The sequence below is a fragment of the Acaryochloris sp. CCMEE 5410 genome (genome assembly GCF_000238775.2).
Lineage (GTDB): Bacteria > Cyanobacteriota > Cyanobacteriia > Thermosynechococcales > Thermosynechococcaceae > Acaryochloris.
Map to the genome: position 1 here is coordinate 282,414 of NZ_AFEJ02000005.1, position 14,826 is coordinate 297,239.

The window sequence follows — 14,826 nt, forward strand, 5'->3', positions numbered from 1 at the left end:
ATCAACGTGTTGGAGGTAAGGAATGATGGCTAAGTCAATTCAATACGATACAGCAGCTCGCCATGCCTTAGAGCAAGGGATCGATCTGCTAACTGAAGCAGTGGCAGTGACCTTAGGACCAAGGGGTCGCAATGTCGTCCTTGAGCAGAAATTTGGTCCCCCGCAAATTGTGAATGATGGCATCACCATTGCCAAGGAAATTGAACTAGACAACCCTTTAGCCAATACAGGCGTAGCCTTGTTGCGCCAAGTTGCAGCCAAAACCAATGATGCGGCAGGGGATGGCACCACCACAGCCGTTGTTTTAAGCCATGCAATGGTAAAGGAAGGGTTGCGCAATATCGCAGCGGGAGCCAATCCAATGGCAATACGACGGGGCATCGACCAGGCCACCCAATTTTTGTTGGATCAGATTGCTGAACATGCACTACCTGTGAAAGATTCCAATGCGATCTCACAGGTTGGGACCATTGCTGCGGGCAATGATGAAACTGTGGGGCAAATGATTGCTGCTGCCATGGCAAAGGTGGGTCAGCAAGGGGTGATTTCTTTGGAAGAAGGCCAATCAATGCAGACCGAAGTCGAAGTCACGGAAGGGATGCGGTTTGACAAGGGGTATATTTCACCTTACTTCGTAACGGATGCCGAGCGAATGGTGACGACTCTGGATGATGCCTACCTATTACTAACGGATAAAAAGATCACCTTAGTGAATGCCTTACTGCCCATTCTGGAGAACGTTACACAAACGGGTAAACCTCTTGTGATAATTGCTGAAGATATTGAAAAAGAAGCCTTAGCAACCCTTGTCCTAAATCAATTACGAGGTACTGTCAGGGTGGCTGGGGTTAAGGCACCTGGATTTGGCGATCGCCGCAAGGATCTGTTAGCTGATATAGCAGTACTCACTGGAGGACAAGTCATCAGCGAAGATACTGGGCTGACCTTAGAAAACGACACCCTAGAAATGATGGGCCGTGCTCGCCAAGTGGTCATCACTAAGGACCATACCACCCTCATCTCGGAAAGCAATGAAGCTGCTGTCAAAGCGCGTTGTGAGCAAATTCATCGCCTGATAGATGAGACAGACTCATCCTTTGAAAAGGAAAAACTGCATGAGCGTCTAGCTCAGCTTTCTGGTGGGGTAGCTGTAATCAAGGTTGGGGCCGCCACTGAAACGGAAATGAAGGACCGTAAGTTAAAACTAGAAGACGCGATTAACGCAACTCAAGCCGCTGTTGAGGAAGGCATTGTTCCAGGTGGTGGTACAACCCTCGTGCATCTTGCCCCTCAACTTGAGGACTGGTCTGCTGAACATTTGGTTGGTGATGAACTGATCGGAGCCATGATTCTAGTCCGTTCCCTCTCTGCTCCATTGAGACAGATTGTTGAGAACGCGGGTCTGAATGGTGGGGTGGTTGTAGAGCAGGTTAAGACTTTACCGTTCAACACGGGCTATGATGCCTTGAACAACCAGTATGTGGATATGTTTACTGCCGGGATTGTCGATCCAGCTAAGGTGACTAGTGCTGGGTTGCGAAATGCCGCTTCCATTGCGGGTATGGTTCTGACCACAGAGTGCATTATTGCGGAGCAATCTCAGGCCACAACAAAGGATTTAGCGAATGCTGGTTGAGAAAGGAAAGGGTCCGGTGACTGATTCTTTAATCTGATGTTACGACATTAGGATTCCCTTCAATGTCCGATTTGGCCTGTATTCGTTGGCTGATCTTCATGGTTTTCACATAATTATTCCTTAATCTTTGGAATATTGGTAATCATCCATGAGATGGAACGGAAGGAAAAAGTGCCCACATAGATGGAGTGAGTCATCATGTCATCCGCATCAACTGGCGTACTAGATAGGTGTCCTGATATTACAGAACTGCCTGAGAAAGTGAGGTGTTGTTATGTCAATGAGATGCAGCGAACCCAAATTATCCGAATTGTCAATATTCCCCACGACTTCCTCGAGCGGACTGTATTACCAGGTGATCACTTAGTTTTTGAAACCTATCCCGACGCTGAGTTGGAGGTTCATACTTATGAAATGGCCAGTGCTACTTTGACGGCGAAGATTATATGCGATCGCTTGGCCATTCCAACAGTATCGGAAACAACTAGGATGTGTGCTTTATATAAAGAGTTGAATGGGGGATAAAAGGTCCCCTCAGCCCCTTAAGCACAAATGATTCTTGTTCCCACTCTGATAGCCTTTGCCACTTAGAACTAGGTATGCTTTGGATCTATTCCCAAAAACAGGCCCCCTTTTGGTGGATTGAAGTTGTGGCGCTAGAACCACAAAGCACACTCTACTATGGCCCTTTCAGAACTTCGACAGAAGCCGCAAATTATCAAGCTAACGTTACTAAAGACATGAAGGCAGAGCCTCAAAAAATTACTGTCACAATCCGCACATGTCAACCAGAAATCTTAGCCATTACTAGTATTGAAGCCCCGAATAGAGAACCCCCTTTTCTACCCGAACGATAGCTCCAAAACGACAATACTTCAACGAGAAGTATGGATACTCAACATCTAAAATTCATCCCTCAGAGCAACGTTTTTAAGCTGCTATGGGTCTTATTCTTATCTTTTCTAATTGGATTGGAGCGAGAAGGACATCATACTCAAACAGGTCGCTATGCTTTTGGTGGAGTTCGTACCTACCCAATGATTGGATTAGTAGGGTACTGCATCGCCTTTTTGACGAACGGTCAAAGTATCGCATTGGGAATGGGTTTTCTAGCCATTGCTGGTCTGATGGCTCTTTCGTATTGGCATAAGTTGCAAACAGTAGAAAATGCAGGGGTAACTTCAGAAATTGCTTGCTTAGCAACCTATTTGGTGGGTGCTCTTGTCTACTTTGGTCACTACTGGGAAGCCGCAACCTTAGCGATTACCAGTTTATTTTTATTGGAATTAAAGTCTGTTTTAGAAAAGTTGGCTACCCAATTTTCTTCAGAAGATATTCTTACATTAACCAAGTTTTTACTACTGACATTTGTGATCTTGCCAGTTCTGCCCAATCAAGCCTATGGCGAGTTTCAACTCAATCCCTTTAAGACTTGGTTAGTCGTCATTGCTGTAAGCGGCATCTCCTATGCCAGCTATCTGTTGCAGCGTGCATTTCAGGGGAGAGGGACTCTGATTATTATTGCGTTGATTGGTGGAGCTTATTCTTCAACCGTTACAACCGTGGCCCTTGCCAAACAATCCACCTCAGATCCTCTGCCAAGAAGGTATGCAGGAGCAATTCTCATAGCCTCAGGGATGATGTATTGCCGCTTGATCGTTTTAACGGGTATCTTCAATAAGTCTCTTGCAGCCCTCCTATGGGGACCTATGAGTCTCGTGGCAAGCATCGCTATTTTAGGAGGTGGAATATGGTTAATATTTACAGGTCGCTCAGCTAAGGTTTACTCAGTCCGAGCAACATCTCAAAATCCACTTGAGCTGAGATTTGCATTACTCTTTGCAGGGGTATTTGTGATGTTGCTAGTTTTGACACACTACGCAATTGAGGTTTTGGGTCAAGCGGGCATCTACACCCTAGCTGGTATTTTGGGGTTCGCGGATGTAGATCCTTTCGTCATGGGTATCACCCAATCTGCTGGTCAGTCTACTGCGCTAAACATTAGTGCGATCGCTATTTTAATAGCCGCAGCTAGTAATAGTATCGCGAAAGGTATATACACATTGGGTATTGGTGATTGGAAAGTAGGGAAATCAAGCCTTATTTTACAAAGTATTCTAGCTTTGATCAGCTTACTTCCTATTTTATATTTGAGGTAGAAAATGCGAGGTTACTAAAACTATTAACGCCACTATTTTGATTGAAAGTCTTGACAGTTTAGTGCATCGCTTGTTAGGACCCTTCCTGGGTGAACAGCACAGCTAAGGTATGCATTTCGATTGTAAAACTTACACTTTAGACAATGATTACAACTATCTTTTCGCAAATATACTAAAGATCTGCGAAAGAGCTTAATAAAGTTTGGGGAACAGCAAATCAAGATCACCACTAAAATCGCTATTACTATTCCTAAATTAATAGAAGAACTGACATGATTATCAGATACTTCTCTAGGATTAGGAATATCAAGCTGGTTCACTAAAATAATTTTCCTAGATATTTGCTCTTGTTCAACCAGTATTTTAATCAAATCTATTGTGTATACCATGATTACATCCTGCTATTTACTTAGAGAAATTATCTTTTCAGTAACTAGTATTCTTCTGAAATAGTTAACAATAACTTTCTTGCGTCCTCGGCATAAACCAGACAGTTACGATAAGCATCACTTTCTGCCTGTTATAAGTTAGACATTGATAATAAAAATATATTTGTAAAATTTGAAGTATTTGTGAGAAAGCAAGAATGAAGTGAGCACTGATAAAGATATAGATAGTGCGTCTCTTGGCTGATGATTTATAGCTATAGGAATAAAAGGAACTTTAGCTTTCTTCTCGAATTATTAGATGACACCGATATATTTCTCATCAATATTTGGAGGATTAAATACCATATTTAATTTTAATAAATATAATTATACTGTTGAATAATATTTTTAGTGGCGGCAGATTTCTACTATGTCTCACAAAACCTCCAAGTTCTTAGAATAGACTAGGTACTAATCAATTCAAAGATTATGTGTAATTAGCTAAGCACGTCTAACCGAAAAGAATTGTTTAGGGATTCAGAGTTATGAATACTAATGATCTTGCATAGGATCCTTAGCCCAAAATAATAGTTATCCTCCGTTAAAGAGATAAAATTCTTTCTTGACATGTGTTCGTTGGTTTTTTTCTTCCTCCTATTTCTATGTTTCAACTTATTCTCCATGGCACCTTTTGAGCCTATATAAGAATTGGAATTCAAGCTTTACTTAACCAAGGGATAAGCAAAAAAATATCCTATGCATCTATGACAAATACCTAGGTTATATGTATATTTCTATAATTCAATACTATTGGAAATTAAGAAATATTTTCTGGATATCTAAAAGCAGATGATGGTCTTTTTTAAAGAAACAATCACTAGCCATGAAAGAAACCAACCAAAATCATCTAATATCAGCCAGCACTGAGCAAAAGATGCTAAGTAATCAAAGAAAGATTTCCTTTGGCACTTCAGTCGAAATCCTGAAAGGACCTTTGCGTGGATGTAAAGGTAAAATCATAGGAAGTACTAATGATGGTGTGTTTTTTATCTTAAAAGATTTTGACTCAGTTCAAAAAGACAACAGCCAGTTTGTAGAGGGTCCTTACTTAGGATGTGAACTTAAGATTTTGAGTTAAATGAATAGTTAAACTATCAGCAGGTAATTTCATAAACACTTTGACATTCACCGATCAATCAACGGCAGGTGAATAATCAGTTCCGCAATTTGTTAGTCTTTTTCCAAGCGTATAAATTAAAATTGAAGCCTACCAAAATTAAAAGTTACTTAGGAATGAAACTTAAGTCAATAGCTCTACAGAATTTGAGCCAGTAGGATCATTTCACTCACAAGATCTTCAAACTATATCAGTAATTTGAAGGTGAGGTAAAAAGGTAATACTATCTTCTACCTTCCACCACTTAAACAGATGGAGGTAATGATGAATAAGAGAATCTTGATCGCCATGGATGATTCTGATTCCAGTGAGTTTGTATTCGAACAAGCATTTCTCATCGCACAAGAACATAAGTCTAGTCTCAAACTACTCCATGTTCTAAATTCTCAAGATCAAAATTTACCTTCCAACAAGACACTTAGTGACCAATTACAATCTACTCAGAAAAATTCAAATGTAATGCCTGTTCAAAAGTCTAATTTCCCTAAATCCAATTCTGAGGGGAGGATTTTAAGGCGTCTAGTTGGTTGTGTAGAGAGAGCCAAGGCTGCCCGTATAGATGCGGACTATATCTGCATAATTGGAGAACCGGGACAATTAATTTGTGACTTAGCGCTATCTTGGCGTGCAGACTTAATTCTTTTGGGTGGAGAAGAACCAGCTAGTGATAGTACACCTTCTCACAATAGTGTCAGAAACTATGTTACACACCATGCACCTTGTTCAGTTGAAGTTGCACGACTTTCAAGGAATCAACAGCCATCAAACTCACTAGAAAATGAGGTTCTTTATTCACATCTTTCTGGTTGGCAATAATTTTAGGTACCCAGAAAATCGAAAAAATAAATTCAGTTCCATAAGGGAGGGATTACGATGCTATATCCTTTATATTCCAGCGGAGCGACTTACTTCGTAGTTAAACTGGGTGTTCTTTGTTTAGCCATTTTCGTTTGGGGCTGGGCACATCACACCCCTAAGATTTCTAAGGAAACTTAAAAACTCTGTACTTTAGGTGCAGAGGAAACTCATGGCACTGGTCTATTAATAGGCACACACTTAAACTCTTTTTAGTGAGGAGTTCTAGTGTGCTCAACGGACGAGAACAAAATCCCATCTCCATTGCTAGTGTGGTCTGCTTACTGAGTCCCCAATGGGGTCTAACTTTTGAATCAGGCGTCGTACGTCTAGCACTCTCTGTAACCCCGGCCGCTTCTTCGCATAGAGATTCTGCCGTCTTCGATAAGCACTACATCGTCTCCTCAAGGCAGCATTGTGAGCCTCATTATGATTGGCATAGACCTCAGACCCTGTACTCATAGCGGTAAAGGGATGCTCTGCTTTCACCCACTCTACTCGCCGATTCCCCTGAGACCCTTTAACTTTCATCGCGACTTCTAACCCTTCTCGCTAAACCTTGCGATGCCCATAGTCAGGGTGACACTCCTCACCGTTGAGATAGACACTGGCGAGCTTCCAAAGCTCTTGTCCATAAAGCCTTTCACCTAAGCCTTCGGCACGCTACTCGAACGGTAAACCATCGAATCCCATCACAGGCTTTCACCCACTCCCAAGCCTAGTAAACGCCATTTGCAAAAAGTTGTGTATCCTTGAGGTCAGCTTGTGCTGTCAACTAATAGCGGCTTTCGCGTTCAAGAACGTGGATGTTCCAGCCCTGGGACTAACTGGGGGGAAGATTTTTGCCTACACGAGTGTATACTTCATCCCCTCCTACCGTCACATCAGGGCCTGCTGGAGAGGGGGGTGCCCCGTTCTTTGCTTGGTCTGCTAGGCGTTTTTCTCAACGCATAATGATGGTGTGAGATTTACCGAAAATCCCACCTGTAGCACGAACGCTCATTCCTTCGGTGCGAGCATTGATGGCACAGCTCACCACTGAACTAGAGGTGCGTAAGCGAGCCATTGGGGTATCGGTGCGTTCATTGAAACACCGATTGCAATGGGCGTAGCTAATGGATCGGGGATGCCTTAGACTTCGGAATGGTTACCCCTGGGAATAGGGAGTCAAACCGTTGATTGACCCAGGCAAGCCGCAGCATGAGTAGATGATTGAAACCATCCTCACTCCAGCGCATACCAACCCCCTTAAAGCGCTGTTGAATCAGCCACTTACAAGCACTTTCGACCATTCCTGACCCCAGCGGTATCTGTAGTTGTTCAAAGTGGCGATATTGGATGTGTCGCAGATGGCGCTGGAAATAAGCCTGTACCTGGAGCAACGTCGTAAAAGATTTGCCCGTAAACAATTGTGAGTGAATCAACATCGTCAAGGACCGCAATACTAATAGGTGTTGCCCATGTCGCAATTGGTGTCGCCAGCGCCGAAACCAGGCTTGGGCTTGAGCAGAGCGAACATCCCCAACATCACTTTTGTTGCTCGTGCAAGATGGCCTGCTGCATGAAAAAATCGAGAACTGCCACAGCACAGTGAGAGAACAAGGTGCGGTAGACTCGCCAGAAGCCTCGCCCCCCATCACTCAACCAGATGACGCTTGGGGCCGATTCAAAGTCTTGTTTGCGGGCTTCGAGTTGCAGTAAGGGATGAACTGGTCGATATCGCCCAATACTGCTACCAGTCTTCGACGCAGTAGTTGGGGGACACTCTTTTAGCTCGGGTGAGCCGTGTTCCCAGGCGGGCTAAGATAGCGACTTTAACTTCTCGCCACTGGATTTTCCCTTGGGGGTTTTCGGAGTGGGGCGAAAGGGCACCATCACACCGTCAGCAGCAATGGCCAAAGGCAGAGCAGACAACACCTCTGAAATCGCTTCACTAGGAGCCTGTTCACCTGATGCTTGAGCTTTGAGTTGAGCCTCTAGCTCCTGATAAGCTTTGTTGCCCATGACTTGCACCCAATTCCACAAGCTTGATGAACTGACGGATAAACCACTCCACTGACTCAGCATCCAACTGGCCAGTTCATAGGGCATAAATAGACTTAACAAGCAGCCTAGACGCACCAGTTCTTTACTGCTGTGCTGGTAAGAGGTAATCCCAATGGATTGGTCCAGAGGAGCTGATAGACTACCTGGACACCCTTTGGACAACGACCCACCCGTCGCTTTCAGTAAATATTTCCCACCAGTGTCTGCATCTGACGAGATTCCCATCCCTTCGAGTGCAAGCGGGTTCCGCAGGTGCTACACCTAGGCCATTCAAATACTGTTTTGCTCGCCGTGAGAGTTCATCCTCCAGAAGCCATCGAGCCAAATACAAACCCATTTGCAGAACGATATAAACCATCTGACTCAGGCTGGGTGATTCTTTGAGTGCTTCGACCTGTTCTAGAAATTCGTGATGCTCTAGTACGGTTGGCAATTGCGATGTTAGGCTCATGACAAGTTTTTGATTCGGGTACAGGATCTATTGTCCTTGACCCGTTTTTCTTTGAGCCATACATCCCCGATTCTGTGCTTACGCCCGATTGCAATCCTTACACGGAAATTAATCGAATTTCATGACAAACAAGCAATTTATGTCTGAAATATTAGTTTCTCTAAATCTAATCATCAATCATTATTTAGAGAAATATTTATCTTCCAAATTATAGATAGCCCATCTATAAATTAAAATTTCAAGGATAAGAATAGAAATTTTTACCCAGAAATCTACAGAGTTCAAGTATTGTGAAGTAGATTGCAACATAATTACCTCTAAAAAATTAAAATTGAGTAGATTAAGACTAGGTGATTTGAATAGCTCTCTATAGTTTTAATTTATAAAATCTATCTGTGAATAATGTGAGTGTATTAAGTAAAGCAATTAATACTCATTTCAGTCTAGATATAAATCCCTTACTGAATTTGAATAATATATTGAATATCATGGTCTTAATTCTCTCCTATAAAGCTATATAGAACTAATCTATTGATTAAAATAATAGGATTACTTGCGACAAGGAAAACTTTGTTTCTTTCAAGCTTTTTTATCTTTTAGATATAAGGTTGTAAGTTTTCCTTCACAAGTTTCTCATCCTGTTTGGTTATAGTAAGAATGAGTTGATCATCCTTTACATTAAGAATGCGATCAATAAAATTAAATCACTTAGTGATTTTTATTTATTCACAAAGGTATCTCTAGATAAGCCTTATTAGTGTATTGCATTTGATTTAGCAGGGTGATTTTCAATACAACCCATCTGCTATGCGTCTGGAGGCTAATATGATTAAGAAGATTTTGGTCGCCATGGATCACTCAATAAATGCTATTCAAGCTTTTGAAGTTGCAATGGAAATAGCAGAATCTTGCCATGCTCGACTTATGCTTCTACATGTTCTATCCATCGAAGGAGAGGGCTATCAAGCACATCCTGTTTTTCCTGGAACCTATCTCTATCCAGCTTTTTCTGACATACCGTTGAATCGCTTTCAACAAGAATGGAACAAGTATAAAGAAAAAGAGTTACATCGATTAGCAATACTGTCTGAGCAAGCAAAGTCAGTTGGAATTACTACTGAGATTACACAAAAATTTGGTAATCCTCGGCAAGAGATCTGCGATTTTGCTAAGGAATGGAACGCTGATTTAATTTTAATGGGAAGTCGAGGTCATTCTGGGTTAAAAGAATTAGTGTTAGGTAGTATTAGCAACTATGTTGTACATCACGCCCTATGTTCAGTCATGGTTGTACGAACACCGAATCAATTAGCAGTACAGCCCTCCACCAATTCATCGGCAGAACAGCTTCGTTTTATGATTTCAACATGATCACATAATCAACTTAATAAATTAACCATTTATCGTTGGAATAATAGACCTCTTGCAATATTCATTTCTTGATGTGTTAGTAACTCAGTTGATGCTGCAATATGACTTAGATTTTTAGGCCACTACTATGTCGTTAGCTGAATTATGCAAGAGGTCTAATGACGTTGCATGCTATTCAGTATATTGATAATCATTAAGAATATATTTATCCTCAATAATTACAGAGAGTCACTTGCCAAAGTTTCAATAGATTTGTACTAGGTGAAGATACAGATGATTGTCCTTACTAGCTTCTCCTCCACTCTCATACGAAGCTATGGACTACATCTAAAGAAAATAAATAGTCTATTATATTGAGTGAATATTTAATATTTTGTTCTTTGTATGAGGTGGAGAAAATCATAAATTTTATCTTCAAACTTAAAGAGATCTTTACTAGTGATATGATAGCGGGAAATAGTATTGACTTCGTCTCTATACTCTGATGGAAAGAGTTCGCAAACTTTTAATTCAGAGACAGCTTTTGGTGGATATCCAGTGAGATCTGTAAGTTGATTAGTAATTCTTTCTTTTTGTCCAGGGCGGTCGAAACCGCAGAATGATATGAAAGAATAATTATTCAATGAATTCTTCTTACGCTTGATCAATGTTTTCAAGGGATTAGCTATCTTAGAATCCCAGATCGGTGCAACCAAGATGGTGTGATCGTAGTTTGAGATCGGGGTTTCAATTGCCTCGATTTTGGGGCTTCTTTTGAAGATCATATCCAAAACAATCGTTAACATTGTCCGCCTCTTTTTTTCAATAATGGGGCAGATATCGCACTGAATTTCTTTGGCTAGATACTCAGCAAGTCGCCGATTATTACCTGAAAAGGAAAAATAGATAATCAAGATTCTCACAGACGTGCTCCTTATGCAAGAGTACAAAAAGGAGACTCATTCAGCAGTATAGTTATGGAGACAAAGGCTGCAAAACTGCAAAACTATTGATCTCTTGATCTCCTCTATGGCGCATAAACAATTATGATTCGGTAATATCTATTTCATATGGATTTGATAGATTTCCCTATGACTTAATTAATTCCGATTAGCTGATGTGAATTTAGGGTAGTTTGGATCAACTCTTTTCCTTGAGGTAACTTACCTGTCTGTAACCATTCATCCATATCAGGTGGGAATTGAGGTTGACTCAACAGCGAATGCAATTCTTGACTTTCTAAAACCTCTTTCTCTAAAAGATGACTTGCAGTTAATTGGAGCATATCTTGATTGATGGATAGAATACTCAATGCCATATGGTGAGCCCCATCTACCACATCCTTAACTGCTTGATCAATTGCTTCAACGACTTGGGGACCAACGGTACGGCGTGGATTAGGCACTCCTTCTAGAAACTGTTGTTGTGCCTTTTCATACGCAATCGGACCAAGTTCATCACTCATACCGTAGAGGGTGACATACCGTTCAGCTAAATCGGTTGCTTTTTGGATATCATCACTAGCTCCTGTAGAAACAACTCCAAAAATCAACTCTTCAGCTGAACGTCCTCCTAGCAAAGTCGCTATCCGGCCCCGCAATTCACTTGCTGTGATCAAGAAGCGGTCTTCTTCAGGAAGTTGCAGAGTATAGCCCAGTGCACCAATGCCGCGGGGAATGACCGAAATTTTCTCAACCGTCCCTGCACCTGGCATTAAACTGCCCACAATAGCGTGCCCTACTTCGTGATAAGCAACAGTCTTTTTCTCTAAATCATTGAGAACGCGCGACTTTTTCTCCAGTCCTGCGACAACTCGCTCAATCGCTTCATTAAAATCGGACATGACTACTGCATCACGGCTCTGACGAGCTGCTAGTAGGGCTGCTTCATTCACCAAATTGGCCAAATCTGCCCCAGAAAATCCGGGTGTCCTTACTGCTAACTTGGTCAAGTTAATATCTTCACTGGAGTCTGGCAAATTTCATCAAAGTTCAGCCTCCTTTCATTACCGCCAGAACAGGCGGTAACCTACTCTGAAGTGTGTGCCTCAGAGCAGTAACTCGAATTCAGCTAATGTTTCTCAAGCCATTAGGCTGCAATCCGAGTTGGTAGAATGAAGCGCTTCACGACTCCTTGCGTATTGCCATCCGTGATGGCCTGCTCACAAGCAGCCATTAAGACCGCTTGAGCCTGTTGCTGTCGGTGATGTTCAATCACTTGGGCAATTGAAATGAATGGATCATCCCTCTGTTGAGAACAGCGCAGTTGAGCATACAAAAATGCAACGCTAAATGCACCAAAGAGTACCACTTGTGAATCGCTTCATAGTGTTGGACGCGAAACTCCCCCAATCCCAAACATTGCTTGAGATACCAATAATCTGTTTCAATGGACCAGCGCTTTGAGTAGCGTTTCAGTATTTTGGCCGCAGACAATGAGGTGTCTGTGCACAGGTAATACTTCGGGTGAGAATCCCGAGGGTGCCGCTTGGAGATGACCACACAGACGTCAAAAGGCACCTCATTTAATCGGCCCGTAATCGAGCGCGTTAGGTAGGTGTGCTTTGAGCCTGTCACTGTTTTTAACTCAACTGAGTCGTAGTGTTTGTGCTTGAGGTCTTTGTTCCATTGACTCAGACGCTTGCCATCAAGAATGCGATTGGATTTGATAGCGCCCAAACAAAACCATCGCTTGCCTTGCCGCCGAACAAACTTGAGTAGTTTGGCGGAGGCATACCAGCTATCGAATAAAACGTACACCCGCCATTCTTTGGGTAATAGAGGCTGGAGCTGCTGAAGCATCTCCCGGACCAGTTGATACTTGGTTTGGAAGCGCAATCGCTCCTCCTTGGCACGTCCCCGGTTCAAGTTGCGAACCGTTTTTGCCCGTAAATAGAGCCGATAGGCGAAGGGAACACTGTGGTTGCCAATTTGAACCCGACAACTCACATGCACCATCCCTTTCTTGTACTTGGGAGTATTGCGACCACTGGCATTGTGGTCATGCTGCCAATCCACCCCTTCCAAGGCATGGGTATCCTTATCTTTGCTACTGGTCGAGTCATCAATACTCACATACACCACAGGAGAACTTCCTCCTCGCTGCACGCGCTCTATGACATCGGCCAGGTTGATTTCCCCAAGGCGTTTGTCGAGAGATTGCTCAGACCAGGTACTCACTCGTAAAAAGTCAGCCACTGCACTGGCATCTGGAGCATCAACCCACTGAGCATACAAGTGGCTAAGGGTTTTGCGGCCATTGCCCACAATCAATCCTTCAACAATACGCAGCACATGCTGCTGTTGAGGTTTAGATAACGGGATGCTCAAGTGTGAGAGGTACTGTTTTAGAGCCTGGTCTGGATGGATGATGCTTTTTAGAATGACTACACCTTTGGGCAAACACGATGGTTAATGGCCTGAATTTACTACGGTGTGGTCTTTGATGGCCAATCAAGCAGTTTTGCCAGACTCCAGTCTTCAGCCAGTTTCACTCCTCTAACATGGACCTTCAAGATTGCCTCCCGACCCATCTTGTCAGGGCGATCTACTACTATTTGCCGATCAAATCGACCAGGACGGAGCAGTGCCGGGTCAAGTACCTCTGGACGGTTGGTAGCTGCTAACAGAATAACCCCAACATTTGGATCAAACCCATCCATCTCTGAAAGTAGTTGATTTAGCGTTTGTTCTCGCTCATCATTTCCTCCAGTGAATCCACCGGGTCCTCCCCGTGCCTTTCCTAGGGCATCTAATTCATCGATAAACACAATACAAGGAGCTTGTTGCTTTGCTTGTTCAAACAAATCGCGAACTCGGGCTGCGCCAATACCGACAAATAGCTCAATAAACTCTGATCCTGAAATACTGAAAAACGGCACCTTTGCTTCTCCGGCAATAGCTTTAGCGAGCAAAGTTTTACCTGTTCCCGGTGGGCCAACTAACAAAACACCTTTGGGTATTTTGGCTCCCAAGCGAGTGTATTTGTCGGCATGAGCTAGAAAATCTACAATTTCTAGCAATTCCGTTTTTGCCTCTTCAACTCCAGCAACATCGTCAAATGTTACACCTGTGCTTCCTTCTGAGTAAATACGAGCCTTGCTTTGGCCCACCGTTAGGGCAGCAGGGCCTGCCCCTTGATTTCGATTGATCAACCAACTCCAAATGCCAAAGAAAATTAACGGTGGTACAACCCAACCTAAAAGTGTCGGCAACCAGCTTAAGGAGCTTGGAAGTGGAGCAAAGTACTGAACATCATGCTCTCGCAAAAACTTGGGTAATTCTAAATCAATCCCAACAGGCACCGTATCGAATACGGGAGCAGTCTTTGTCCCCTCATCAAATCCATACTGATCGCTTTTCAAGATATATCGAATGCGATTCGGACGAACCTCCACCCGTTCAACCTGCCCCGCCTCTACTTGATTAAGAAAATCACTGTAGGCAGTTATTGGAAAACGTGGTCCTCTCAACACAAATAGATTTAGAAATAATAATAGTGTAAACAGAATGAATAAACTGCCTCCAAATCGCTTGGGTTCAATATTTTTTCGAGTGCGATTAGGCTCTGTCTCAATAGGCATAGTTGCTTCTCCTGAATGGGTTGATTTTGTCTGTTATTCATTCAGAGCTGCATCGTTCAAGCGCAAAGACATAGCATCTGAAAACTTGAATAACAAACGTTTCAATACCCTCCCTCAGATAAATAACGAATTTGATTCCACTTCATCCTGAAATTAGAGGAAGAGTTTGAGTAATTTGTGAGGCGTACACTGAAGTGGTTCT

At 42.7% G+C, this 14,826-nt stretch carries 10 protein-coding genes and 4 pseudogenes; 7 read left to right on the forward strand and 7 right to left on the reverse strand.

From position 1 onward, the window contains the following. Positions 1-25: 25 nt before the first annotated feature. The 6 genes from groL (at position 26) to ON05_RS34590 (ending at position 6,156) form a co-directional block, all read left to right on the forward strand. Positions 26-1,636, forward strand: a complete 1,611-nt coding sequence (gene groL, locus ON05_RS34565; protein ID WP_010476537.1) for a chaperonin GroEL — start codon at positions 26-28, stop codon at positions 1,634-1,636. Between the two features lie 198 nt (positions 1,637-1,834). Beyond that, positions 1,835-2,161, forward strand: coding sequence for a DUF1830 domain-containing protein (locus tag ON05_RS34570; RefSeq protein ID WP_236619048.1), 327 nt, complete (start codon positions 1,835-1,837; stop codon positions 2,159-2,161). Positions 2,162-2,235: 74 nt separating this feature from the next. Beyond that, positions 2,236-2,493, forward strand: coding sequence for a DUF1816 domain-containing protein (locus tag ON05_RS34575; protein WP_010476533.1), 258 nt, complete (start codon positions 2,236-2,238; stop codon positions 2,491-2,493). A 30-nt stretch (positions 2,494-2,523) separates the two neighbouring features. Further along, a complete protein-coding gene (locus ON05_RS34580) occupies positions 2,524-3,795 on the forward strand; it encodes an MgtC/SapB family protein (protein WP_010476531.1) in 1,272 nt (423 codons plus the stop codon). A 1,251-nt stretch (positions 3,796-5,046) separates the two neighbouring features. Next, positions 5,047-5,301: a hypothetical protein gene (locus tag ON05_RS34585; protein ID WP_010476529.1), complete on the forward strand. Its 255-nt coding sequence runs from the start codon at positions 5,047-5,049 to the stop codon at positions 5,299-5,301. 303 nt (positions 5,302-5,604) lie between these two features. Continuing rightward, positions 5,605-6,156, forward strand: a complete 552-nt coding sequence (locus ON05_RS34590) for a universal stress protein (RefSeq protein ID WP_012167677.1) — start codon at positions 5,605-5,607, stop codon at positions 6,154-6,156. 166 nt (positions 6,157-6,322) lie between these two features. Here the strand turns inward: ON05_RS34590 and ON05_RS34595 are convergent. Next, positions 6,323-7,297 (reverse strand): annotated as a pseudogene (locus ON05_RS34595) (IS1 family transposase); the annotation flags it as partial. A 10-nt stretch (positions 7,298-7,307) separates the two neighbouring features. Beyond that, positions 7,308-8,692 (reverse strand): annotated as a pseudogene (locus ON05_RS34600) (ISKra4 family transposase). Between the two features lie 825 nt (positions 8,693-9,517). Between ON05_RS34600 and ON05_RS34605 the strand changes: the two are divergent. Beyond that, positions 9,518-10,063, forward strand: coding sequence for a universal stress protein (locus ON05_RS34605; RefSeq protein ID WP_010471144.1), 546 nt, complete (start codon positions 9,518-9,520; stop codon positions 10,061-10,063). A gap of 365 nt (positions 10,064-10,428) precedes the next feature. Here the strand turns inward: ON05_RS34605 and ON05_RS34610 are convergent, their stop codons facing one another. The 5 genes and pseudogenes from ON05_RS34610 to ON05_RS34630 all read right to left on the reverse strand — a co-directional run. Next, positions 10,429-10,965 carry a flavodoxin family protein gene (locus ON05_RS34610; RefSeq protein ID WP_010471142.1) on the reverse strand — a complete coding sequence of 179 codons (537 nt, stop codon included), beginning with the start codon at positions 10,963-10,965 and terminating at the stop codon, positions 10,429-10,431. Positions 10,966-11,138: 173 nt separating this feature from the next. Further along, a pseudogene (locus tag ON05_RS34615) lies at positions 11,139-12,008 on the reverse strand (peptidase M41); the annotation flags it as partial. A 122-nt stretch (positions 12,009-12,130) separates the two neighbouring features. Continuing rightward, the gene (locus ON05_RS34620; protein WP_262561213.1) at positions 12,131-12,259 is read right to left on the reverse strand and encodes a hypothetical protein; all 129 of its coding nucleotides are present in this window, start codon (positions 12,257-12,259) and stop codon (positions 12,131-12,133) included. Further along, positions 12,256-13,443 carry a transposase gene (locus ON05_RS34625; protein WP_262562616.1) on the reverse strand — a complete coding sequence of 396 codons (1,188 nt, stop codon included), beginning with the start codon at positions 13,441-13,443 and terminating at the stop codon, positions 12,256-12,258. The genes ON05_RS34620 and ON05_RS34625 overlap by 4 nt, the downstream gene beginning before the upstream one ends. A gap of 65 nt (positions 13,444-13,508) precedes the next feature. After that, positions 13,509-14,624 (reverse strand): annotated as a pseudogene (locus tag ON05_RS34630) (ATP-dependent metallopeptidase FtsH/Yme1/Tma family protein); the annotation flags it as partial. Between the last annotated feature and the right edge of the window lie 202 nt (positions 14,625-14,826).

Bases quoted from the DNA above. Each gene is read 5' to 3' on its own strand.
- groL (WP_010476537.1), top strand. From the start codon at position 26: ATGGCTAAGTCAATTCAATACGATACAGCAGCTCGCCATGCCTTAGAG.
- ON05_RS34570 (WP_236619048.1), top strand. From the start codon at position 1,835: ATGTCATCCGCATCAACTGGCGTACTAGATAGGTGTCCTGATATTACA.
- ON05_RS34575 (WP_010476533.1), top strand. From the start codon at position 2,236: ATGCTTTGGATCTATTCCCAAAAACAGGCCCCCTTTTGGTGGATTGAA.
- ON05_RS34580 (WP_010476531.1), top strand. From the start codon at position 2,524: ATGGATACTCAACATCTAAAATTCATCCCTCAGAGCAACGTTTTTAAG.
- ON05_RS34585 (WP_010476529.1), top strand. From the start codon at position 5,047: ATGAAAGAAACCAACCAAAATCATCTAATATCAGCCAGCACTGAGCAA.
- ON05_RS34590 (WP_012167677.1), top strand. From the start codon at position 5,605: ATGAATAAGAGAATCTTGATCGCCATGGATGATTCTGATTCCAGTGAG.
- ON05_RS34605 (WP_010471144.1), top strand. From the start codon at position 9,518: ATGATTAAGAAGATTTTGGTCGCCATGGATCACTCAATAAATGCTATT.